Source organism: Listeria sp. ILCC797 (assembly GCF_900186185.1).
GTDB lineage: Bacteria > Bacillota > Bacilli > Lactobacillales > Listeriaceae > Listeria > Listeria goaensis.
The window spans coordinates 66,595-87,485 of record NZ_FYBS01000012.1 but is presented as its reverse complement, the minus strand read 5'-3'; the positions used below and the strand labels follow the sequence as shown (position 1 = coordinate 87,485).

Genomic DNA, 20,891 nt, shown 5'->3' with positions numbered 1-20,891 from the left:
ATGAGGAGTTAAACAAAAAAATCACTGAATCGTGGAAAACCGGCACCTATTATATGGACGGCACGCAATACACCGGTATGGCTGGTGGTACGCTTCGGGCATCAGCGTATGTGGAATCGGTGAAAGGCACGCTGGATGAAAGTGGCCTGATGGACGTGGTGATGGGGCTAGGCTTGAGTACGGCGGCGATTCGGGGGAGTATGACGTATGAGAAAGCTAGTGGGGCAAAAACAGATTTTAGTGCAGAAAATCCAATATCAGGAAAAGCTTGGAATAATTATTTTAATGATAAATACGGAACTGGAAATGTTCAATGGAAGCCAAATGAGTTTGAGGATATTATTTCCAATCCAAGACGATTGTATGGAAGTAATAAAAAAGAAATAAAAACAATATTAGGTGAAGGATGGACTGAGATGGACTATGGTTCAGCTGGTAAAGGTTGGAAATTTATTGATGAAGGGGATGGAATGATATTTTATCATCCAGGAAATGGAATACATGAGGGGGCGTACATTGGATTTTCAACAGGTGATACTGGTAAGGTGAAATTAGTTGGGAAAGATTATATAGACTTCTCAAACGATAAAGCGACAATTATAAGAATTGGTGGTGAGTGAACATTGAAAAAATTATCTTTAGGTGAAAAGTTTGATTGGTTTATGGATACTCTAAATAAGAGTGGTCGTTTTATTTTAGATTTATCTGATGAAGAAATAGAAACTTTCATTTTTGAAGACTTAATAGTCGGTGTGACATCATTCTTTAGCAAGAATAATCTAAAAGAGTTAAGGGAAAATGGATTAATTGATGAAGAAATTGAAAAGAAAACCTATTATCTTAGAAAAAAAGTTTTGGACATTGATAATACAAATTTGTGGAGTATCAGTAGCGTGAAAGAAAGCTCTGAATGGCTTGATGTATTTGATTTATCCGATTGCTTGAAGGAAAAACTACATGAAAAATGGACAGAAGAAGAAATAGCATATTTGAAAACAATATAAAATCGTGACTAATAGGAACACACTTACAGACTGAATTGTTAATAGCTTAGTAGAACTAGCTACACTGGTTAGAAAAGAAACTTCTAATCCTATCAATTTAAGTAGAGGAGGATTTTAATGATAGATTTTAATGTATTAAAAAAACAATTTCTAGTCATATATTGTGCTGTAAAACAGTACGGAGATTCAACAAATAATCCCCAACTTGCAATACTTGAGGAATTATTGGCGGAGCTGGACAAAGATAATCCAGATGTCAAGTTGCTTGAGGAATTAAATCATTCTTTGTATCCTCCGTATGCTGGATTAAGTGAATTCTTTATTTGGGACGATGATTTTGATAAACGCATAGAGTTAAATAATCCTGTCGATAATGCAAAAAGAATCACATGGGAAATGCTAAACTAAATATTTTGTGTTTTTTTGCAACGGAGTGTAGTATTTTCAAATAATTCCAGTAGAAGAAGAAAAAATCTTGGGTAGTTATTTACAAATTGGGCTGCTTTTTGGGATACTATAACTGGATTAGTTGAATCACCAGAGAAAATAACATTTGAATATTGGTGATGATGTCTTTGTACAAGGCAATCGAGTTGGCGGAACTGCGAAGGCTACTTCTGACATTTTATATGGACGGCACGCAATACACAGGTATGGCTGGTGGCACGCTTCGGGCATCAGCGTATGTGGAATCGGTGAAAGGCACGCTGGATGAAAGTGGCCTGATGGACGTGGTGACGGGGCTAGGCTTAAGTACGGCGGCGATTCGGGGGAGTATGACGTATGAGGGAGCAGGTGGGACTACTTCAAAAGTTGATGAAGTTACTCCTAGGATATTAACTGAAGCTGAAAAGAAAGCCTATAAAAGACCATCAGGGTATAGAAAAGGTGTAAGAGATGAAGTATGGAATAATGCTAAAAGTAGTGATGGAATTGTAAGAGATCCATTAACACAACAACCATTACATGTTGAGGAGCCATGGGATATGGGACATAAACCAGGGTATGAGTTTAAAAAGCATCAACAAAGTGCGGCAGACAGAGAAATTCCCAAGAAACAATTTCTTGACGAACATAATGCCCCCTCTCATTATAGACCTGAGTTGCCTAGCTCTAACAGAGGACATGCTGGGGAAGACGTTACAAACAAATATTTTGGACCATAAGGAGAGTAAAAATAAATGAATAATGATAAACTCGTTGCACAAAGAATTTTGCAAGCTGTTGGAGGTAATCCTAAAGTAGTAGAGTATAGAGATAGAAATGAAAATTCGGCTATTGATATATTTATTGGTACTGATAGACCTTATGAAGAAATTACTACCTATTCAACAATTGGACTTTCAAATTATGGAATTGGTTTAAAATCCCCAAATAAAGAAATACGAGTAGAATTTGTTGGAGGGTGTGAATCAACATATGAAAAATTTGGAAATGTATTAAGTAGCTGTGCATTTAATATTATAAATGACCAATTTTCTTGTAAACCTGGAACAATATACCCTAATATTATTAGCGAATATTATGAAGAAACTTCTATGAAACATGTCCTTTTCACAAATCCATTTTTATGGGACGAGTTGGGATATATTGATACAGAAAATGTGCATATAACATGGTTAATGTTGGTTCCAATTTCAGATAAAGAGTTTGAATTTGTAAGAAATAACAGTGCAGAGGAGTTAGAGGATTTATTTGAAAAAAATGAAATAGATATTTTTGATTTAAATAGAGATTCTGTAATATAAAAAATAAAAAGACACTCAATCACAAGACGGGTAATCAGGTGGTTGAGTCTTGAATAGTAAGCAATACACTCGCTAATTGAGTTTATCAATAGCTAACTGTAATTTCTGGAAAGAAACGAGTCCAATTAAATCGTTTCTTTTTTACTTTTAAATTTATTGTTAAAACAAGTAGCTAAAATAAGAAATATTATCAATAGGAGTTTCAAGTATGAAGATGATGCCACCAAAGCCTTAGCAACGAAAATAAAAAATTCCCCCTACTTATTTTAGATGAAGTAGCACTAGTAAATGGTGCTAATGTGAAAATTTTTGGAAGTAGGTTATAGGTAATTTTTCTCCTTCATCAGAAAAATGAAAGAACAAATTCAAATGTTAAAGCAAACGTTGGTCATGTTATGCTGAAAAGTCTCGAGGAACAAATCAAAGTCTAGCTATTTAGTGAGTTCCTCTTTCTTTTAAATTCCCCTTTTCCAATCCGCGTAAACTAGCAAATTACGCTGGAGTAGCACTCTTACAATTTGGGTCTGCTGGAAAGGAAAGTACTTAGACCCAAGTGATTACCAAATTATCACGAATGAGGATTTAAACAAAAAAATCACTGAATCGTGGAAAACCGGCACCTATTATATGGACGGCACGCAATACACCGGTATGGCTGGTGGTACGCTTCGGGCATCCGCGTATGTGGAATCGGTGAAAGGTACGCTGGATGAAAGTGGTCTGATGGATGTGGTGATGGGGTTGGGCTAGAGGAGTACGGCGGCGATTCGGGGGAGTATGACGTATGAGAAAGCTGATGTGACTAATATAAAAAATAATGTACCTGATTCAACATTAAAGCATGTTGATTTAGGGGATTTCAATACTAATAATAGGTTGATTAATGGTGGTCATGGACAAAGTAATATGGGTTATTTGAAAGAGAATAATACAGATTTTAATATTGCTAAAGAATATCTAAATAGTGTTAGAACGGGTAGTATTCCAAGTCATAAAAATAAAATGAAACGAATAGGAAATGGTCAGTCATGGTTTCCTAAAGAGTGGAATGATTCTAAAATTCGTGATGCTGGTAATCACATAAATAATCTTCCACAGAATAAGAACTTACCTGATGGTCAGGTCAATGGGCATTTGGAGATTATGATGGTGTTAGAGTGGGGATAATAAAGAAAGATGGCAAAGTGACAACAATAATACCTGATAACTCTAAACAAACGTAAAAGAAGGAGAGGGCTAAAAATGATTGCTTTTGAAAAAATAGAGAATTTAATAAATGAAAGAAAAGAATTATTACCGGATGACCCAAGAATTAATGAAATATGGGATGAACTGACACAAATATTTTCGGAAGATGAGAAAACGACGATTGAATATCTGAATAATTGTTCTGAAAGTCAATTAAAATGGATAAGCGAAGTATTTGAAGATATATCAGAAAATTTACAAAGTGAAGATCTTATTGATATATTAAAAAAACTGCAGAAAAAATTTCCGAATTTAGATTTGGAGATAGATATTTCATATGCCAAGGAAGCATTGAATAATTAAATTAGTAAAATAAAAAGGCGCTTTACTATCTGATTGGAGTCGGATAGTAAAGTCTTGATTAGTAAGCGTGAACTCACTAATCAAGTTGTCAATAGTTAAAAAAACTAACTGTATTTTTAGAAAATACTTTTCTAGTATTAATAAGTATTGCCAGAAAATATAAGTGAAAAATGATAGATTTTAATGAATCCTTAAAAGCCATATACTGTGTTGTAAAATGATACAGAGATTCAACAAATAAACTCCAACTTGCCGTTCTCAAGGAACAATTTGTGGGGCTGGATAAAAATGATTAGGATGCCAAGTTACTTGAAGATTTAAATTTTTCTTCGTATGCTGGACTAAAAACATATTTATTTTTTAATAAAAATAAATGCGCGGTATTGATTTAACAAATTTGGGAGCCTGAAAACGGTTCCTTTTTTGGTGTCAGTTTGCTAAGATAAAAGGGAGGGGGCGACAGAAAATTGGATTCGAAAATAACTTTTTATATGACAAGGCACGGTAAGACGTTGCTGAATACACTTGAAAAAGTGCAAGGTTGGTCAGATTCGCCGCTGACGAATGAAGGCCGGGAAGTGGCAGAATACTTAGGTCGCGGTTTAGATATTTCGTTTGATGCGGTTTATACGAGCGACCGTGGACGGACAATTGAAACGGCGGATATTATTTTAGTGGAAAGTGGACAGACCCATCTGGAGAAAAATATTCTAAAAGATTTGCGCGAATTTTGCTTTGGGAAATTTGAAGGTTCGCCGAATGAGGAAATGTTTAGCACCGTGATGGCACATCTTGGTTATGCTTCGCCAGAGGAAGGCATGCGAAATTTAGGTTTAAAAGGGGTCCAATTGGTGCTTGAGGCTGTGAGTGAGCTTGACGAAACCGGTCTTTCAGAAAGCTGGGCAGATATGGAGGCGCGCCTCATGCGCGCTTTAGACAAAATGATCGAGCAGGAACAAGGCGAAAGCGAAAAGCACGTCTTGGTGGTGGCGCACGGAATGACGATTAACGCCTATTTGACGATTTTGGCGCCGGAATTTGTAAACCCGATGCTTGAAAACGCGAGCATTACGAAAATGGTGTATGAAAACGGAGAAATACGCGTGGAGTCGGTGAATGACACTAGTTATATTTTAGCAGGACAAAAATAAATTGAAAAAAGCATAAACCCAGTAAAACCCATCTCTAGAAATGGCGTTATTGCTGGATTTATGCTTTTTATTATATTTCTTATTTCATGAATTTGACGCAAACTGGTTCTGGAACTTTGATATCTTTTTGGAGTAAAGTCAGTTTGCCGGTTTCTTTGTTGACGCTGAAAATAGTAACGTTGTTGGAGTTTTCGTTTGTTGCAACGAGGATTTCGCCAGTTTTATCTAAGTCAAAATCGCGCGGTCCGACACCTAAAACGGGTACCGTTTCCAGCAAACTCAATTGTCCGGTTTTATCAATCGCAAAAGAAACAATCGCATCTTGACCGCGGTTGGAAACATAGAGGAAGCGTCCGTCGTTTGAAATGTGAATGGCACTCCCTTTGTTTTCAGCTGTAAAATCAGCCGGAAGCGATGGAATCGTTTGAACGACCGTCAACTCGCCGCTCGTGCTGTTATACTCTGCTACAACAACTTCTGATGTGAGCTCGGTCATGATATACAGGTACTTCGCATTTGGGTGGAAAACTAAGTTTCGTGGTCCGCTTCCAGGTGTGAGAAGCAAATCAGCCACCTTTTCAAGTTTGCCAGACGTCGCGCTATACGTCGTCACGAAGTCCGTTCCAAGATCACATGTCACGACAAATTTTTGATCGGGCGTAAAGCCAGCAAAGTGTGCATGTGGTTTTTCTTGGCGTTCGTGTACGCTTTTTCCGGTATGCTCGATTTCAGAAATCGGTGCGCCTAGTGCGCCGTTTTCAGTTGGATAACTTAAAATGGTTCCTAAGTGATAGTTCGCTGAAACAACAATTGAATTGTCAGCCGATGCATCAACATAACAAGGAGGATTGCCAGTTTTTACTTGTTCATTTAAAAGAGCAAGTGAGCCGTCCTCATTAATTTTGAATGCAGCAAGGCCACCTTTATCGCCGTCTTTCGCTACAGAATACAAATATTTTTCATCATCTGAAATTTTTAAATAAGTTGGGTTATCCATTGTGCCCGCGTGCTTATTTTCTAAAACTTCGCCCGTTTCGCGGTCCATTACAAGGCGATAAATTCCTTTACTTTCCACTTTCGTATATGTACCAATGTATGCGGTTGCGGTTTTATTTGACATAAATTCGATTCCTCCTGTTAAAAAGTCATTTCACGCTTTATTATAGCACAGACTTAAGCTCCTATGCTGACTGAAAGCATAGGAGCTTAAGTGATTCTTTCTTATACAACGCCTTGTGCAAGCATTGTATCGGCAACTTTTAGGAAGCCGGCGATGTTTGCTCCGACGATGAGGTCACCCTCGTAACCATATTCTTTTGCAACGAAGCTAGCGTTTTTATAAATGTTTTTCATAATATTTTTTAGGTGGTCATCGACTTCAGCAAAACTCCAACTCATTCGACTGCTGTTTTGCGCCATTTCAAGAGCAGAAACACCAACTCCTCCAGCATTTGCTGCTTTTGCAGGACCAAATAAGATTTTATTCTCATGGAAAACCGAAACAGCTTCTAGTGTGGACGGCATGTTTGCCCCTTCTGCAACAGCGATGACACCGTTTTGAACGAGCGTTTTCGCTTGTTGTTCGCTAATTTCATTTTGCGTCGCACATGGCAAGGCAATGTCACATGGCACTGACCAAATATCGCCATTTTCATAAAATTCGGCAGTGGGGTGTTTTTCAAGATAGGTGTGAAGGCGCCGACGCTCTACTTCTTTTATTTGTTTTAATGTTTTAAGATTAATACCTTCTGGGTCAAAAATATAGCCGTCAGAATCGCTACAAGCTACTACTTTTGCGCCTAGTTCTTCGGCTTTTTCAATCGCATAGATGGCTACATTACCAGAGCCAGAAACGACAACCGTTTTATTTTTAAAAGACTGATTTGTTGCGGCGAGCATTTCTTTTGTGAAATAAACAAGACCGTAACCTGTTGCTTCTGTTCGCGTCAAGCTCCCACCATATGTGAGGCCTTTACCAGTGATGGTGCCAGCGTCAAAACGGCTCGTCATTTTTTTATACTGCCCGAATAAATAGCCGATTTCGCGACCGGATACGCCGATATCACCAGCAGGGACATCTGTATCTGGACCAATGTGCACCGCGAGTTCAGACATGAAACTTTGACAGAAGCGCATAATTTCTGCATCGGATTTTTCTTTTGGATCAAAATCGGAACCGCCTTTACCACCGCCGATTGGCAAACCAGTTAGGGCGTTCTTGAAAATTTGTTCAAAGCCTAGAAATTTTACTATACTCCCATTTACCGAAGGGTGGAAGCGAAGTCCGCCTTTGTAAGGGCCGATAGCGCTATTAAATTGTACGCGGAATCCGCGGTTTACTCGTACCTTTCCGGCATCATCTACCCAGGGAACACGGAATGTAATAAGGCGTTCAGGTTCAGTTAGACGCTCTAAAATGCCGTTTTCTTGGTACTTAGGGTCTTTTTCCAGCGCAGGAATAATCGCATTTAAAAATTCCTTTACTGCTTGATGAAATTCAGTTTCTTCTGGATTACGTCTTTTGATTGTTTCAAAAATCTCCGCCGTATATTGCTCAGCAGCTTGACGATTTTCTGAAACCATTGTTGTTTGCCCCATATTAACACTCCTTTGAAAATGATTAACTTGCACGGAATGTTAATTATTCCGCATATGTTTGGTGGTATGTGAAATTATATTACTCTTGTTGTTAAGTTTACCATGTTAAAAATATATCTGGCAAGTAAAAAAACAAATTTTCTGAAAAAAATAAATATATAGGTATAACAAAGAAAATATTGTATGATTGGGCGCACAAAAAAATTCCCATGCGGGGGGACGCATGGGAAAACAGGGAGTTAATTGGAGTTGTGATTTCTGAGACAAAATCAAGGGATAATTGGGAAACTTAATGAATAGACATAAAGTCGTTTGTCTCAGGAAAGTCACAAGTTATTCTTTGGGTAAAGTAACTTTCTCCGATAAAATAAGTATAGAAGAATAGTGGCAATTAATCCTGCTCATTGGCTTACAATTTGCGGGTGCAACATTACAATTTTGTCACAAATCTTGGATTTCCTTACGGTCGCTCGTTTTACTGAGGCGACCTTCGCGTTCAAGGAGTTTTTGTTCGATTTCAGAAAGGGTGACGCCAGATTCCACGAGCAAAACGAGTAGGTGGTACGTCAAATCGGCGGTTTCGCTAATCAATTCGGCTTTTTCATTTTTGGCGGCAATAATGACTTCGGTTGCTTCTTCGCCAACTTTTTTTAAAATCTTGTCTAAACCGCGGTCGAACAAATAGGTTGTGTAGGAGCCTTCTTTTGGCGCGGTTTTTCGGCTCGCAATTTCAGCGTATAGCTTTTCTAACATGACGACACATCCTTTATTTCATTTGTGAAACAAGAGCGCGAACCTAAGTGGCAGGCGGGCCCGGTTTGGTGGACGCGAATAAGCAAGGTGTCCAAATCGCAGTCGGCCGTTATTTGTGCGACTCGTTGCACATGCCCGCTTGTCGCTCCTTTATTCCAAAGTGCTTGTCTTTTTCTCGAAAAGAACCAGGTGTAGCCGGTTTCGAGCGTTTTTTGGTAGCTTTCTTCGTTCATATAGGCGAGCATGAGAACTTCGCCGTCTGAGGCGTCCACGATAATGGCTGGAACGAGTCCTTTTGAAAAATCGATTGTCATAAGCGCACCTCCACTGCGTTTTTTTTGAGTGTTTGTTTCACGTCCTGAATATCAAGCTCGCCGTAGTGGAAAATGCTTGCGGCAAGTGCGGCGCTTGCTTCCGTTTGGGTGAAAATATCGACCATGTGCGCGGTGCTTCCGCAACCACCAGAGGCGATGACAGGAATTTTGACGGCCTGCGCAATCGTTTTCGTGAGGGCGATGTCGTAGCCGTTTTTTGTCCCGTCGCCGTCCATGCTTGTGAGTAAAATTTCGCCAGCCCCGAGTGCTTCCGCTTTTTTTGCCCATAAAACGGCATCGAGGCCTGTATCATGTCTGCCGCCGTGTGTGAAAACGTGCCACGAATCCTCTACGCGCTTGGCATCGATTGCGACGACGATGCACTGGGTGCCGAATTTATTCGCTCCTTCTGAAATGAGCTCTTTGCGTTTGATGGCCGCTGAATTTAATGAAATTTTATCTGCGCCAGCTTTTAGAAGCGCCTGCATTTCTGCGGTCGTTTGAATGCCGCCGCCAACTGTTAATGGAATGAAAACTTGTTCGGCTGTTTTTTCGACGACATCGATCATCGTTTTGCGCCCTTCATTTGTGGCTGTTATATCGAGGAACACAATTTCGTCGGCACCGGCTTTGTTGTATGCTTTCGCGATTTCAACGGGGTCGCCAACGTCTTGTAGGGCAACAAAATTGATGCCTTTGACGACACGGCCATTTGTTACGTCGAGACAAGGAATGATGCGTTTTGTGAGCATTAGTTTTCCACCTCCAAAATTTCTTTCATCGTGAGGCTTTCGCTATATAGCGCTTTTCCAGCGATGGCGCCCGCTAGGTTTTGCTTTTTAAGCGCGATTAAATCCGCTTGATTTTTCACGCCACCAGAAGCAATAATTGCGCAGGAAACTGCGTTTTGTAGCGCCGCAAGCTGTTCAAAATTCGGACCAGCGAGCGTTCCGTCGCGCCCAATATCCGTAAAAATTAGCGTCGCAACACCAAGTTTTTCCATTTGAACCGCAAAGTCAGTGAAGCGAATATCACTCGTGTTCAGCCAACCATCAGTTGCAACAAAGCCGTTTTTAGCATCAATTCCAACCGCGATTCGCTCGCCGAACTTAGTCACCGCCTCGCGCACAAATTCAGGTGAGGAGACGGCACTTGAGCCAATAATCACCCGTGCAATCCCACTTTCGAGATACGCCGCCACTTGCTGCATCGAACGAATCCCGCCACCAACTTGTACCGGTAAACCCGTTTGTTCACTCATTTCTTGGATTAAAGCGAGGTTCGCGGGCTCGCCGTTTAATGCACCGTCCAAATCCACAATATGCAAATACGAAGCGCCTGATTTTTGAAATGCCAGAGCTTGCGCCACCGGATTTGGATTCACAATCGTTTCCTTGTCGAAATTGCCTTGATACAGCCGCACACATTTGCCGTTTTTTATGTCAATTGCTGGGTAGACACGCATCGCACAACCTCCTTAAAGCCACGTAAAATTTCCAAACCAACCGTATCACTTTTTTCAGGGTGAAACTGCGCCCCGTATACATTTTCACGTTGAATGAGCGCCGGCACAGCTAGACTATGTTTTGCTACAGCAGAAATATAAGCCGAATCCGTTTCTGCAAAATAAGAATGCACAAAGTAGACATAACGTCCGTTTAAATTTTCCGTAAGAAGATTTTCTTGCTGCACGTCAATTTGATTCCAGCCCATATGTGGCACTTTGAAGCCAGCCTCTTCGGGGATTTTTTTGACTGTTCCGGGAATCAGGCCGAGCCCTTTCGTCAGCGTGTGTTCCTCGCTTGAATCAAGCAACAGCTGCATGCCAAGACAAATTCCGAGTAGGGGAGTACCTTTTTTTGCGGCCGTTAAAATGGGTGTCACAAGTTTTCGTTCTTCGAGTTTGGCCATCGCATCGGGGAAGGCGCCCACGCCGGGAAGGATAATGCCATCTGCCGTCTGTATTTCTGCCGGGTCCGCCGTAAGTTGGCTAGAAAGTCCCACAAAATCGAGTGCTTTTTTCAAACTGCGTGTATTTCCAGTATCGTAGTCAATAATGGCAATCATTTACAGGACTCCTTTCGTGGAGTTCACGCCTTCGATTTCAGGGTTTATCGTGACTGCTTCAGAAAGGGCGCGCCCGAAAGCTTTAAATAGCGATTCGATTTTATGGTGCGTATTTTGCCCGTAAAGTACGCGCAAGTGCAGGGTCAACTTAGCATTTGATGCGACCGCTTGGAAAAATTCTTGTACGAGTTCCGTGTCGAAATCGCCAACTTTATCGCGTTCAAATGGGGCGTCAAAAACGAGAAAACTCCGACCCGAGAAATCGAGCGAACAATGGCCAAGACTTTCATCCATCGGGACAAAAGCGTTGCCGTAACGATTAATTTGCGCCTTATCGCCGAGCGCTTCCGCAAGGCATTTCCCGAGCACAATCCCAATATCTTCTGTTGTATGGTGAAAATCGACTTCCGTATCTCCCTTTGCGAGACAGACAAGACTGAGGCGCGCGTGTTTAGCGAACAGTGTCAACATGTGATCTAAAAAACCAACCCCGGTTTGAATCTCAGAAGCATTTTGTTTATCAAGCTGAAGTTCTAGTGTGATTTTTGTTTCGCCAGTTTCCCGGCTTATTTTAGAAGTTCTCATCTTGCCTTTCCTCCAATCGAATTTGAATGGCGCGTGCATGTGCGGTTAAGCCTTCTGATTCAGCGAGCTCTATTACATCTCTGGCCGCATCTTTAAGCGCATTTTCTGAATATAAAATAAAACTTGAGCGTTTTGTAAAATCGTCCACGCCAAGCGGAGAGGAAAACTTCGCTGTGCCTGCCGTTGGAATGACGTGGTTTGGTCCCGCGATATAATCGCCAAGCGGTTCAGTCGCATGTGCACCGAGGAAAATCGAACCTGCATTTTTAATTTGCGGTAAATAAAGCAGAGGGTTTTCCATTTGGATTTCAAGATGTTCGGGTGCAATTTCATTCGCGATTGCGAACATATCCGCCGTGCTCTCCGCCAAAATGAAATGCCCGTTCTGAAGCGCCACCTCACAAATTGTTTTCCGTGAAAGTGACTGAACTTGCCGCAACAATTCGTCTTCTGTCGCTTGAATAAGCGCGTTTGATGTCGTCACCAAAGTGACGCGCGCAAGTTCATCATGTTCAGCCTGTGACAACAAATCCGCCGCAATAAAGGCTGGATTCGCCGTTGCGTCTGCTAAAATAAGAATCTCAGAAGGTCCTGCAATCATATCGATGCCGACTTGACCGAACACTTCGCGCTTGGCTGTTGCCACAAAAATATTTCCCGGCCCAACAATTTTGGCAACGCGGGGAATGGAGTCTGTCCCGTACGCTAACGCCGCAATAGCTTGGGCCCCGCCAATTGTGAACACTTCGTCAACGCCCGCAATTTTCGCAGCGGCAAGTACGGCAGGATTTAAGTCCGCATCAGGCGGGGTCACCATCACAATTTTTTCAACGCCAGCGACTTTTGCCGGAATCGCGTTCATCAAAACCGATGAAGGATAGCTCGCCGTCCCACCAGGCACATAAATGCCGACTGAATCAATTGGCGTCACACGCATGCCGCGAATAACCCCGTCTTTTTCGCTGTCTAAAAAACCACTGCGTTTTTGTTTTTCATGGTAGTCCGAAATGTTCTTACGTGCAGTTTCAAGCGCCCGAATAAGCGAGGCGGGCACGGATTCATATGCCGCATCAATTTCAGCTTGGCTCACCCGAAATGCCGTCAAATCCACGGCATCAAATTCCTTTGTCAGGCGAACTAAAGCCGCGTCACCGTCTTCCTTCACAGCAGAAATAATTTTGCGTACAGCATCTCCTACGTCCGCATGCGTCTGTTCGCGCACTTCCAATTGTTTTAAAATAGTTGCCACATTACCCGTGAGTCGTTTCATTCGCCGTCCGCTCCTTTAAAACAAGTTGTAACTTGTCAATTAATGAAAAAATTCGCGTTTTATTTTGCTTAAGAGAAGCCTTATTCACAATCAGTCGTGCCGAAATCGGATAAAGTTTCTCTACAACCACAAGGCCATTGTCACGCAGTGTCGCGCCGGTTTCCACAATGTCGACGATAGCGTCCGCCAAACCAAGTAGCGGCGCAATTTCAACCGAACCTTCGATTTTAATAATTTCAACATCCTCGCCGCGCGCCCGGAAAAATTCTTCCGTTACGTTCGGATATTTCGTCGCAATCACTTTTCGCTTGTAGTCAGTCGGATCAAACGTAGGCGGAGCCGCCAAACAAAACTGGCATTTGCCAATGTTCAAATCGAGCACTTCATAATAACTACTCGCCGCCTCAAGCAAAATATCGCGCCCGACAATCCCAATATCCGCCGCCCCGTGTTTCACATACGTCAGCACATCGACCGCTTTTACGAGGAAAAAATCAATTTCATCCGTGTCACTTTGAAAAATCAATTTTCGCTTCTTATCCGCTAAAACCGTACAATCAACGCCCGCCAAAGTAAGTAAGCGCACAGCCTCGTCCTCAAGCCGACCTTTCGTTAGCGCAATCTTCAACCTCAAACCCGCTCACCCCTCTCAAAAATCACCTTCATACCTTCTTTTTGGAAAGAAACGACAGTCTCGATTTTCCATTTTCTCGCGAAAGCAATCGATTCGTTTTCCGAGTCTAACAGGCTAAGTGTACTATCTGGATTTTCCTGATAATAGCGCTCCGCCGCGCCTAGTTCAGCTAAATCATAATGAATGAGCACTCGTTTTGTAGCCAGCTTTTCAGTTAAGCCGTGTCGCTCTTTGAGAGCTAAAATGGCATCTAAATGGAGGGCAAGCCCAACCGCAGGTACCTTTTCCATCCCAAAATGTTCCGACAGCCGGTCGTATCTGCCGCCGCTTAAAAAATAATCCGCGGCAAAATTCGCAAAGCCGCGAAAAATGAGCCCCGTATAATAGCGCAATTCCTGAACTAAACCAATATCGACAGTGAGTAACGCATCTGGTTCAGCCTGTTTAATCGTTGCTGCAATCTCTAAAATTTCATCAAGTGGTGCATAGAGTTCAGCGTCAGGTAACAATTCCTTCGCCTCTGAAATCGTCGTTTCAACTTGCCCGAATAGTCTTGGCAGGGCGCATAAAAAGCGAGTCCACTGTGGCTCAAATTGTTTTGCGAAGACCTCCATGTCAGACAGGCTTTTATTTTGTAATAGCGTACGAAATTCAACTTCCTCCGTCGCACTTAAACTTAATTTTTGAAGGAGTAGCTCATAAAAACCAGCATGTCCGAGCTCCATCTGAAAATCCGGAATTTGCAGTTCCCGCATAAGCCGAATCCCAGATAACAAACATTCCACTTCCGCTTTTCTTGAGCCGTAACCAATTAGTTCAATCCCAGCTTGCATTTCTTCATTTCGGTCGCCGCCGTGACTGGCATTCGCGCGAAAAATTTTCCCACTATAGGCAAGCTTTACCGGCAACAAAACGCCTGTTGTATGTACCACACGGCCTATCGGTAAAGTCATATCCGGGCGCAGGGCTAACATTCTCCCTTTTTCATCAAAAAAACGATAGTGGGTTTCCTTTGTTTCTAACGAAAAAACATCTTCAAATTCGATAATTGGCGTTTCAATGCGCATAAAACCCCGCTTTTTGAAAAAATCTTGGACGGTGTGCTCCAATTTGTAGGCCGCTTCGGCTTCCCGAAAAAGCTTATCGCGTGTCCCAGTTGGCAAATTTAAATTCCAGTTCATCTGCAAACTCCTTTCTGATATTTTAACTTATTAGCATATTAGCATGTTAAAGCGTTTTTGTAAATGGTTTTATGTTATAATGATGGAAAATAAGGAGGGGACGCGCATGAAATGGGATGGGCACACGCATACGGAGTTTTGTCCGCACGGTTCAAGGGAGGAAGTGGAGCGTTTCATTATTCGAGCTATCGAATTAGGGTTTGATACATATTCTGTCACCGAACATATGCCACTTCCGGCTCATTTTAATCAGCAGGCAGCAGGGGAGCGGGAGGCATACGAAACGGCGAGCATGGCGATGAGCGATTTGCCGTATTATTTGAAGGAGATGGCGCGGCTTAGGGCGAAATATCGGAGCGATCTCAAAATTAAAATTGGTTTTGAGGTGGATTATTTGGCGCAGTTTGAAGCATTTACGCGCGACTTTTTGAATGAATATGGGCCAGAATTAGATGATGGTATTTTGAGCGTGCATTTTTTGGAAGGGCAGGACGGCATTCGTTCAATCGATTTTAGCGCGGCAGATTACAAAACGGCCATTGTCGATTTTTATGGTGGTTTTCGGGAGGCTCAAATCGCGTATTTGGAACAAATAAAAGCCTCGATTTTGGCGGATTTGGGGGCGTTCAAGCCGAAGCGGTTGGGGCATATTTCGCTTTGTCAGAAATTTAGGCACGCGTTTAATACAGAAACAGCTCTTCCAGACGACGTGATGACCGACGTGCTGGAACTTGTGCAGCGTAGCGGCTATGCGCTTGATTACAATACGGCGGGGCTTTTTAAAGTGGACTGCCGTGCGACATATCCGCCTGAGATGTACGTCAAACAAGCGAAACACCTAGGCATTCCGCTTGTTTATGGGTCTGATTCACATGCCGTCCGTGATGTTGGACGAGCTTACTCGGTTTTTTCTGAAAACTTGTCATAGTTCGTCGCCGGAATTTTTAAGCCCGAGGTATGCACGATGCTGTTTTTCTCTACTTTCCAAGTGCCTTTCACAACACCGTTTTGGACGACAATCGGCCGAAAGAGGCCGTTTTTTGTAATGACTTCGCGTTGCAATTCTTCTGGCAAATGCACGGAGCGGTCGCGGTAGCTGATGAGCCATTCGTCAAAGCCGGCGAGCAAAACGGTGTGATTAGTCGCCGTTTTTTTCGTTTCCGGGTAAAAATAAAAGTCGCCATCTTGTACGAGTTCGCCGCTTAAACTCGCAAGCATTTTTTTGATGGTCGTCTGCGGAAGTCCGCTCCACCAATTGAAATCTTGAATGGTCGCCGGGCCGCGGCTTTTAAAATAAATCCGTCCGAGTTCTTGGAGTGCCTCATCAAATGTGGCATCTGTTTTATGCTGCTCCAAAAATTCTGTATTTTGAAACGTGTTCGCATCCGCATGGAAAACTAAAATGTCATCTAGATTGGCCCTCGTAATGAGCTGCGCAAATGGAATGCCCGAACATGGCAATTCAAGCTGTTCGATGCTCGCTGAAAGCTCCGCGCGCGTTTTAGGCCCATCGCTAAGCTGCTTTTTAAGTTCAGCGTTACTTCGCTCAAAATCGCTTTCTGAAATCCCTAATTTTTTCCAATAACCGCGAAAGATTTGAAGAGTTCGCGCGCCGTAAACCTCTTTCAGCAAAAAATAATCTTCAGGTCGCATCGCATGAATCGTCCCGCGAAATGCCCATCCGCGAATGATTTGATTCTCCGCGAGCGCCCGCTCAATTTCAGCGCGACTCGAATTTTTTGTCCGACTTGCAATCGCATAAAGCATTTGCGCCCGGTTCTGCGCCTGCATCGCTCCAAAATAAGCGACCACTTCATCTGGCGTTTCAAAAGGCGCTAAAATACGCTGTGCGCCTGTTCGTAAGTGGATTAAATCTGATTTTTTCATTTGCAGCACTCCTTTTTTTTAGAATAGAGAAAGCAGCGTGAAAAAGCAACTAAAAAAAGGTCACGAAGTAAGATTATTCATTAAAAAACTAAAAAATAGCTGAAAAAAACATATTTCAGATTATTTGTTTACAAGTGATACAAATCTATGCTAAGGTAGGAGCATTACACGAAAGGAGATGAAGCATTATGACAGAAAAAAAGAAAAATAAAGGTTTGAAGGTACTTCTAAGTTTGATGTTAGGATTTAGCTTTGTGTTTATGTTTCAAGGGCAAAAAGCAGAGGCTCTGCAAGTATCAAGCGTCTTGTACTACTATGAAAAGGGGTTTTATCGGACACTTTTTGGGGTGGAAAATTTCACGAGAAATAAAAATTATCGAACAATCTCTTACCAAAATGGTGCAAGCTACACAACAAAAACAAAACGGCTTTATGCGTACCAATCAGGAAGTTGCACAGCTTACACGAGAACTTGGAAAACATATTAATAAATCGCTTGGAATCTGGTAACTTCACTAGATTCCTGCTTTATAGTAGAAGGAGTAAGTGAATATGCAGATGAACCATATAGCGAAAAGTATTAGGCAGGTCAATATACTAAACGATATCACTTTTTCTTTAGGACGAGGAAAAGTGGTTGCTTTAGTCGGGCCTAATGGAAGCGGGAAAACAACGTTAATGCGGATTATGAGCGGTGTCCTTTGCGCGAGTAGCGGCGAAATCCTAGTTACGGAGGATAATAAAACGCTTTATTTTATGCAAGATAACAGCATTTTATATTCGTATTTAACAGGGATGAATCATCTTCTATTCATTGGACGGATGTATGGGAATGTGAAAAAGATAACAGAGATTGTTGAGAAATTACATATAATGCCTTTTATAAATAAAAAAGTTGGCACGTATTCTTTAGGAATGAAACAACAATTGCTATTTGCGATGGCGCTTGTTGCAGATGGGGATATTTTAATTTTAGACGAACCATTTAATGGACTGGACCCATCTGTAAGCACTGAATTTAAATTTTGTATCCAAGAGTTGAAGCACAGCGGGAAGCAAATTTTTATTTCCTCCCATATTTTGTCAGATATAGATGAAATTGCGGACACCGTTTTATTTTTAAAACAAGGAATGATTGTTCAAGCAGAAGAAGTGGGTGAACAGCATCTGGAGGAATATCAAATCACGCTGAAAACGGGACTAACAGCGCAGGCGATTCAAACGTTAGAAAGCCACAACTCGATTTACTCGCTTAATAGGAAAGATGAAAATTTACTTATAGTTAAAATTTCGGCGGGAAAATTAATAGATTTGACACGGCTTTTAAATGATTTACAGGTGGATGTTGCAAATATTTTGTTGCAAAATGAAAAAACGAAACACTTATATCATGAAATTTATGAACAGAAGGAGGATGGCGGCGAATGAGGAATATGTACCGCTTTGAATGGCAAAAATTAATGAAACGAAAATTATTTCTCATTTTGCTTATTTTAATCGTCAGTTTAATTGCGATACTTTTTGTTTTTTATCAGTCACAATTTAATTTTGAAAAAGAGAACGAGATAAATAGTGAACAAGAGGAGATTCAAAGTATTGAGATGGCGATTCAAGGTGTGAAGGCGGATCCGGCCAAGTCAATTGCAAAAAATCAAGTTCTCAGTGAATATGAGCGAGACTTAAAAGTGGCAAAAGCGAAGTTAGAAGCAATGAAACAAGGGAAATCAAAAGAAAGACTGAAACTGCAAATTACAGAAGACAAAAATTTGTTGCAAGATGTTAGAAGTGGCAATACGTATACGGAAATGACCGAAAAACAACTCGAAATGCAAATTGCTTTAAAAGAAAAATATGACCAAGGAAATTTTGAATACAGCGGAACAGAATTTCATTTAAACGGTTCGGGCTTTACATTGGGTGCGCTTCAATTCCTCTTTCCGTATATTTTTCCGCTGCTCTTTTTACTGGCGTCACTGACCGTCATAGGCTCTGATATTGATTCTGGGAAATTACGCTTTTTCTGGAGTTTGCCAATCAAAAAAAGACATGTTTTGCTTACGAAAGAACTTGTAGCCTTGACTTCTGGCGGTATTTTTCTACTTGTAACACTTTCCGCCGCTTACTTGATTCCAAGTTTGAAAAATGGTTTTAAAACCTTCCAAATGCCAGCTATTATTCAAAAAGGTGCTGATTTTTATATTGGCACAGAAGGTGAAGTTTTAGCTGCTGCCGTCATAATAGCCGTATTTATCGTGCTATTTCTAGTTTCTTTACTGACTGTGCTCAATTTAGTTTGCAGAAATAATATTTTGAGCGTCATTATTATATTCTTGCTTATTTTCAGTTCGGGATTTTTACTAGGCAAAATGGAATCAGATGCAGGCATTTTACTAATGTTTAATCCGTTTGTGTATGTCGATGTTGTCAATTTGGCAAATGGAAATATTGGTGCAAAACTGGGAAGTAGTTTCATAAATGTCATTACGGGTGTAGGCGTTTTACTTTCGTACATTGTAATATGTCAGCTCCTTATTTTTAAACTGTCGACAAATGAAAAGCTAATTTTAAACAAATAAATAGACTTTGAAAAAAATCTCAAAGTCTATTCGCGTTATTTTTAAACAACAAATATAAAATAAAGAATAAACAGCGCCATCATCACATACATGATGGGGTGGACCTCTTTATAGCGCCCTTTTAACACCATCGTAATTGGGTAGAAGATAAAGCCAATCGCAATCCCTGTCGCAATTGAGAAAGTTAAAATCATCATCAAGATGACGAAGAATGCGGGAACCGCGACCTCAAATTTCGACCAATCGATATGCGCCACGTTACCAATCATTAAAATACCAACAATAACGAGTGCAGGTGTCGTGACGGCGCTTGTAATTACGCCAAGCAGCGGCGAGAAGAAAAGCGATAAGGAGAAACAAATTGCGACGACAATCGCCGTAAGCCCTGTTCTACCACCGACCGCAACCCCAGCCGTTGATTCCACGTAACTGGTCGTTGTTGAAGTCCCGAAAATCGCACCAACAACCGTCGCAACAGAATCAGAAAAAAGCGAGCGTCCTGCACGAGGCACTTTATTATCTTTCACAAAGCCAGCCTGGGTCGCCACCGCAACGAGCGTTCCCGCTGTATCAAAGAAATCAATGAAGAAGAACGTTAAAATCACAATTAACATTTGGGGAGTAAAAATATCACCAAGATGGATGATAGCCTGCCCGAATGTTGGTGCCACGCTTGGTACGGCGGAGACAATTTGGTGCGGCACTTCGATTTGACCGACTAGCATGCCGACAATGGCGGTAGTCGCCATCCCAAAGAAAATCGCGCCCTTCAAATTGAGTGTCATGTAAATGACCGTAATAATGATGCCGAAAACGGCCAGTAAAACGGGGCCAGAATGAAGATTTCCAAGTGCGACAATGGTCGATTCATTCGCCACAATTATACCTGCATTTTTTAATCCTAGAAAAGCAATGAAAAAGCCAATACCGGCGCCAACTGCGTATTTTAGTTCAGCGGGAATTGCGTTGATGACTTTTTCGCGAATTCCAGAAACAGTTAGGCAAATAAAAACGAGTCCTGAGACGAGCACGCCTGAAAGCGCCGTCTGCCAAGGAATTCCCCACTGTGCGCATACCGTGAAGGCGAAAAAGGCGTTTAAGCCCATTCCGGGTGCCAAACCAATTGGGTAGTTGGCAATCAGACCCATGAGAAGTGAGCCTACAACAGAAGCGAGCACCGTCGCTACGAAAACCGACTTTAAATCCATACCCGTAGTGTGAAGCATTGTCGGATTCACAAACAAGACATACGCCATGGAAAGGAACGTCGTGAGCCCCGCCAAAATTTCAGTTCTTACATTCGTTTTGTTCTCGCGAAGTTTAAAAAATTTGTCCATTAAAAAAGCCTCCCTGTTTTTATCACATTCGAAAAAGGGCGAGCTAAAAAAATACGGGAAGATCCCTATGTATTCATTCTGCTCGTAGTCGGGTCATTTACGGTAACCCGGTAGAAACATCCGAACCCTATTTTCGGACATATACGATATCTTTTTATTTTAGAGGAAAAAAAAGGGTTTGTAAATGTAAATTTTGAAAAAGTACCTCCCTCATGAATTTTCTTGGTATAATAGA

The 20,891-nt window shown here is 41.6% G+C and carries 24 protein-coding genes, 1 pseudogene and 1 riboswitch; of the genes and pseudogenes, 12 read left to right on the top strand and 13 right to left on the bottom strand.

The features are described from left to right. The 8 genes and pseudogenes from BN1609_RS14115 to BN1609_RS12005 all read left to right on the top strand — a co-directional run. Positions 1–620 (top strand): annotated as a pseudogene (locus BN1609_RS14115) (hypothetical protein); the annotation flags it as partial. Positions 621–623: 3 nt separating this feature from the next. Further along, entirely contained in the window at positions 624–1,004 is a 381-nt protein-coding gene (locus tag BN1609_RS12035) for a hypothetical protein (RefSeq protein WP_088840904.1), read from the top strand. 117 nt (positions 1,005–1,121) lie between these two features. Then, the gene (locus BN1609_RS12030) at positions 1,122–1,412 is read left to right on the top strand and encodes a hypothetical protein (protein WP_088840903.1); all 291 of its coding nucleotides are present in this window, start codon (positions 1,122–1,124) and stop codon (positions 1,410–1,412) included. 167 nt (positions 1,413–1,579) lie between these two features. Continuing rightward, positions 1,580–2,170 carry an HNH/ENDO VII family nuclease gene (locus tag BN1609_RS14165; RefSeq protein ID WP_304441992.1) on the top strand — a complete coding sequence of 197 codons (591 nt, stop codon included), beginning with the start codon at positions 1,580–1,582 and terminating at the stop codon, positions 2,168–2,170. Positions 2,171–2,185: 15 nt separating this feature from the next. Further along, on the top strand, positions 2,186–2,752 hold the full coding sequence (locus BN1609_RS12020; protein ID WP_088809396.1) for a suppressor of fused domain protein: 567 nt from the start codon (positions 2,186–2,188) through the stop codon (positions 2,750–2,752). 777 nt (positions 2,753–3,529) lie between these two features. Next, entirely contained in the window at positions 3,530–3,919 is a 390-nt protein-coding gene (locus BN1609_RS12015; protein ID WP_255377379.1) for an EndoU domain-containing protein, read from the top strand. Positions 3,920–3,994: 75 nt separating this feature from the next. After that, positions 3,995–4,303: a hypothetical protein gene (locus tag BN1609_RS12010; RefSeq protein ID WP_088840902.1), complete on the top strand. Its 309-nt coding sequence runs from the start codon at positions 3,995–3,997 to the stop codon at positions 4,301–4,303. A gap of 491 nt (positions 4,304–4,794) precedes the next feature. Continuing rightward, entirely contained in the window at positions 4,795–5,454 is a 660-nt protein-coding gene (locus tag BN1609_RS12005; RefSeq protein ID WP_162859601.1) for a histidine phosphatase family protein, read from the top strand. 79 nt (positions 5,455–5,533) lie between these two features. Here the strand turns inward: BN1609_RS12005 and BN1609_RS12000 are convergent, their stop codons facing one another. The 11 genes from BN1609_RS12000 to hisZ all read right to left on the bottom strand — a co-directional run bounded on the left by BN1609_RS12000 (position 5,534) and on the right by hisZ (position 14,856). Beyond that, entirely contained in the window at positions 5,534–6,574 is a 1,041-nt protein-coding gene (locus BN1609_RS12000; protein WP_088840901.1) for a lactonase family protein, read from the bottom strand. A gap of 101 nt (positions 6,575–6,675) precedes the next feature. Beyond that, positions 6,676–8,052: an NADP-specific glutamate dehydrogenase gene (gene gdhA, locus BN1609_RS11995; RefSeq protein ID WP_088840900.1), complete on the bottom strand. Its 1,377-nt coding sequence runs from the start codon at positions 8,050–8,052 to the stop codon at positions 6,676–6,678. Positions 8,053–8,493: 441 nt separating this feature from the next. Then, on the bottom strand, positions 8,494–8,805 hold the full coding sequence (hisE, locus tag BN1609_RS11990) for a phosphoribosyl-ATP diphosphatase (protein WP_088810607.1): 312 nt from the start codon (positions 8,803–8,805) through the stop codon (positions 8,494–8,496). Next, a complete protein-coding gene (hisI, locus tag BN1609_RS11985; RefSeq protein WP_088810606.1) occupies positions 8,799–9,119 on the bottom strand; it encodes a phosphoribosyl-AMP cyclohydrolase in 321 nt (106 codons plus the stop codon). The genes hisE and hisI overlap by 7 nt, the downstream gene beginning before the upstream one ends. Next, entirely contained in the window at positions 9,116–9,871 is a 756-nt protein-coding gene (hisF, locus tag BN1609_RS11980) for an imidazole glycerol phosphate synthase subunit HisF (protein WP_088815578.1), read from the bottom strand. Before hisF ends, hisI begins: the two co-directional genes overlap by 4 nt. After that, a complete protein-coding gene (gene hisA / locus BN1609_RS11975; RefSeq protein WP_088825387.1) occupies positions 9,871–10,584 on the bottom strand; it encodes a 1-(5-phosphoribosyl)-5-[(5-phosphoribosylamino)methylideneamino]imidazole-4-carboxamide isomerase in 714 nt (237 codons plus the stop codon). The genes hisF and hisA overlap by 1 nt, the downstream gene beginning before the upstream one ends. Then, positions 10,557–11,186, bottom strand: a complete 630-nt coding sequence (gene hisH, locus BN1609_RS11970; protein WP_088810622.1) for an imidazole glycerol phosphate synthase subunit HisH — start codon at positions 11,184–11,186, stop codon at positions 10,557–10,559. Before hisH ends, hisA begins: the two co-directional genes overlap by 28 nt. Beyond that, complete coding sequence (gene hisB / locus BN1609_RS11965) at positions 11,187–11,771, bottom strand: imidazoleglycerol-phosphate dehydratase HisB (protein ID WP_088840899.1); 585 nt, start codon at positions 11,769–11,771, stop codon at positions 11,187–11,189. Next, positions 11,758–13,041 (bottom strand): histidinol dehydrogenase, encoded by a 1,284-nt coding sequence (gene hisD, locus BN1609_RS11960; RefSeq protein ID WP_088840898.1) that lies wholly within the window; start codon positions 13,039–13,041, stop codon positions 11,758–11,760. Before hisD ends, hisB begins: the two co-directional genes overlap by 14 nt. Further along, the gene (hisG, locus tag BN1609_RS11955; RefSeq protein ID WP_088810601.1) at positions 13,022–13,675 is read right to left on the bottom strand and encodes an ATP phosphoribosyltransferase; all 654 of its coding nucleotides are present in this window, start codon (positions 13,673–13,675) and stop codon (positions 13,022–13,024) included. Before hisG ends, hisD begins: the two co-directional genes overlap by 20 nt. Next, entirely contained in the window at positions 13,672–14,856 is a 1,185-nt protein-coding gene (gene hisZ / locus BN1609_RS11950; protein ID WP_088810600.1) for an ATP phosphoribosyltransferase regulatory subunit, read from the bottom strand. The genes hisG and hisZ overlap by 4 nt, the downstream gene beginning before the upstream one ends. 106 nt (positions 14,857–14,962) lie before the next feature. On the opposite strand from hisZ, the gene hisJ reads away from it, so the two are divergent. Then, positions 14,963–15,784, top strand: coding sequence for a histidinol-phosphatase HisJ (hisJ, locus tag BN1609_RS11945; RefSeq protein ID WP_088840897.1), 822 nt, complete (start codon positions 14,963–14,965; stop codon positions 15,782–15,784). Here the strand turns inward: hisJ and BN1609_RS11940 are convergent. Then, positions 15,754–16,743 (bottom strand): winged helix DNA-binding domain-containing protein, encoded by a 990-nt coding sequence (locus BN1609_RS11940; protein ID WP_088825391.1) that lies wholly within the window; start codon positions 16,741–16,743, stop codon positions 15,754–15,756. The genes hisJ and BN1609_RS11940 overlap by 31 nt on opposite strands. A 188-nt stretch (positions 16,744–16,931) precedes the next feature. Between BN1609_RS11940 and BN1609_RS11935 the strand changes: the two genes are divergently transcribed. From BN1609_RS11935 to BN1609_RS11925, 3 genes are all read left to right on the top strand, one after another. Continuing rightward, positions 16,932–17,231 (top strand): hypothetical protein, encoded by a 300-nt coding sequence (locus BN1609_RS11935; protein ID WP_088810597.1) that lies wholly within the window; start codon positions 16,932–16,934, stop codon positions 17,229–17,231. Between the two features lie 64 nt (positions 17,232–17,295). Continuing rightward, a complete protein-coding gene (locus BN1609_RS11930) occupies positions 17,296–18,171 on the top strand; it encodes an ABC transporter ATP-binding protein (protein WP_088810596.1) in 876 nt (291 codons plus the stop codon). Continuing rightward, positions 18,168–19,319, top strand: coding sequence for an ABC transporter permease (locus tag BN1609_RS11925; RefSeq protein WP_088810595.1), 1,152 nt, complete (start codon positions 18,168–18,170; stop codon positions 19,317–19,319). Before BN1609_RS11930 ends, BN1609_RS11925 begins: the two co-directional genes overlap by 4 nt. Before the next feature lie 41 nt (positions 19,320–19,360). On the opposite strand, the gene BN1609_RS11920 is transcribed toward BN1609_RS11925, so the two are convergent. Continuing rightward, entirely contained in the window at positions 19,361–20,656 is a 1,296-nt protein-coding gene (locus BN1609_RS11920) for an NCS2 family permease (protein WP_088840896.1), read from the bottom strand. Positions 20,657–20,721: 65 nt separating this feature from the next. Continuing rightward, positions 20,722–20,823, bottom strand: a riboswitch (purine riboswitch). Positions 20,824–20,891 lie beyond the last annotated feature (68 nt).

Excerpts from the sequence above, each read along its gene's own strand:
- BN1609_RS11940 (WP_088825391.1), bottom strand. The coding sequence starts at position 16,743 with ATGAAAAAATCAGATTTAATCCACTTACGAACAGGCGCACAGCGTATT.
- BN1609_RS12000 (WP_088840901.1), bottom strand. The coding sequence starts at position 6,574 with ATGTCAAATAAAACCGCAACCGCATACATTGGTACATATACGAAAGTG.
- hisJ (WP_088840897.1), top strand. The coding sequence starts at position 14,963 with ATGAAATGGGATGGGCACACGCATACGGAGTTTTGTCCGCACGGTTCA.
- hisB (WP_088840899.1), bottom strand. The coding sequence starts at position 11,771 with ATGAGAACTTCTAAAATAAGCCGGGAAACTGGCGAAACAAAAATCACA.
- hisH (WP_088810622.1), bottom strand. The coding sequence starts at position 11,186 with ATGATTGCCATTATTGACTACGATACTGGAAATACACGCAGTTTGAAA.
- BN1609_RS12020 (WP_088809396.1), top strand. The coding sequence starts at position 2,186 with ATGAATAATGATAAACTCGTTGCACAAAGAATTTTGCAAGCTGTTGGA.
- BN1609_RS12015 (WP_255377379.1), top strand. The coding sequence starts at position 3,530 with ATGACGTATGAGAAAGCTGATGTGACTAATATAAAAAATAATGTACCT.
- hisF (WP_088815578.1), bottom strand. The coding sequence starts at position 9,871 with ATGCTCACAAAACGCATCATTCCTTGTCTCGACGTAACAAATGGCCGT.
- hisZ (WP_088810600.1), bottom strand. The coding sequence starts at position 14,856 with ATGAACTGGAATTTAAATTTGCCAACTGGGACACGCGATAAGCTTTTT.
- BN1609_RS11925 (WP_088810595.1), top strand. The coding sequence starts at position 18,168 with ATGAGGAATATGTACCGCTTTGAATGGCAAAAATTAATGAAACGAAAA.
- hisD (WP_088840898.1), bottom strand. The coding sequence starts at position 13,041 with ATGAAACGACTCACGGGTAATGTGGCAACTATTTTAAAACAATTGGAA.
- BN1609_RS12005 (WP_162859601.1), top strand. The coding sequence starts at position 4,795 with ATGACAAGGCACGGTAAGACGTTGCTGAATACACTTGAAAAAGTGCAA.
- BN1609_RS11930 (WP_088810596.1), top strand. The coding sequence starts at position 17,296 with ATGCAGATGAACCATATAGCGAAAAGTATTAGGCAGGTCAATATACTA.
- BN1609_RS11920 (WP_088840896.1), bottom strand. The coding sequence starts at position 20,656 with ATGGACAAATTTTTTAAACTTCGCGAGAACAAAACGAATGTAAGAACT.
- hisE (WP_088810607.1), bottom strand. The coding sequence starts at position 8,805 with ATGTTAGAAAAGCTATACGCTGAAATTGCGAGCCGAAAAACCGCGCCA.
- hisA (WP_088825387.1), bottom strand. The coding sequence starts at position 10,584 with ATGCGTGTCTACCCAGCAATTGACATAAAAAACGGCAAATGTGTGCGG.
- BN1609_RS11935 (WP_088810597.1), top strand. The coding sequence starts at position 16,932 with ATGACAGAAAAAAAGAAAAATAAAGGTTTGAAGGTACTTCTAAGTTTG.
- BN1609_RS12030 (WP_088840903.1), top strand. The coding sequence starts at position 1,122 with ATGATAGATTTTAATGTATTAAAAAAACAATTTCTAGTCATATATTGT.
- hisI (WP_088810606.1), bottom strand. The coding sequence starts at position 9,119 with ATGACAATCGATTTTTCAAAAGGACTCGTTCCAGCCATTATCGTGGAC.
- BN1609_RS12010 (WP_088840902.1), top strand. The coding sequence starts at position 3,995 with ATGATTGCTTTTGAAAAAATAGAGAATTTAATAAATGAAAGAAAAGAA.
- gdhA (WP_088840900.1), bottom strand. The coding sequence starts at position 8,052 with ATGGGGCAAACAACAATGGTTTCAGAAAATCGTCAAGCTGCTGAGCAA.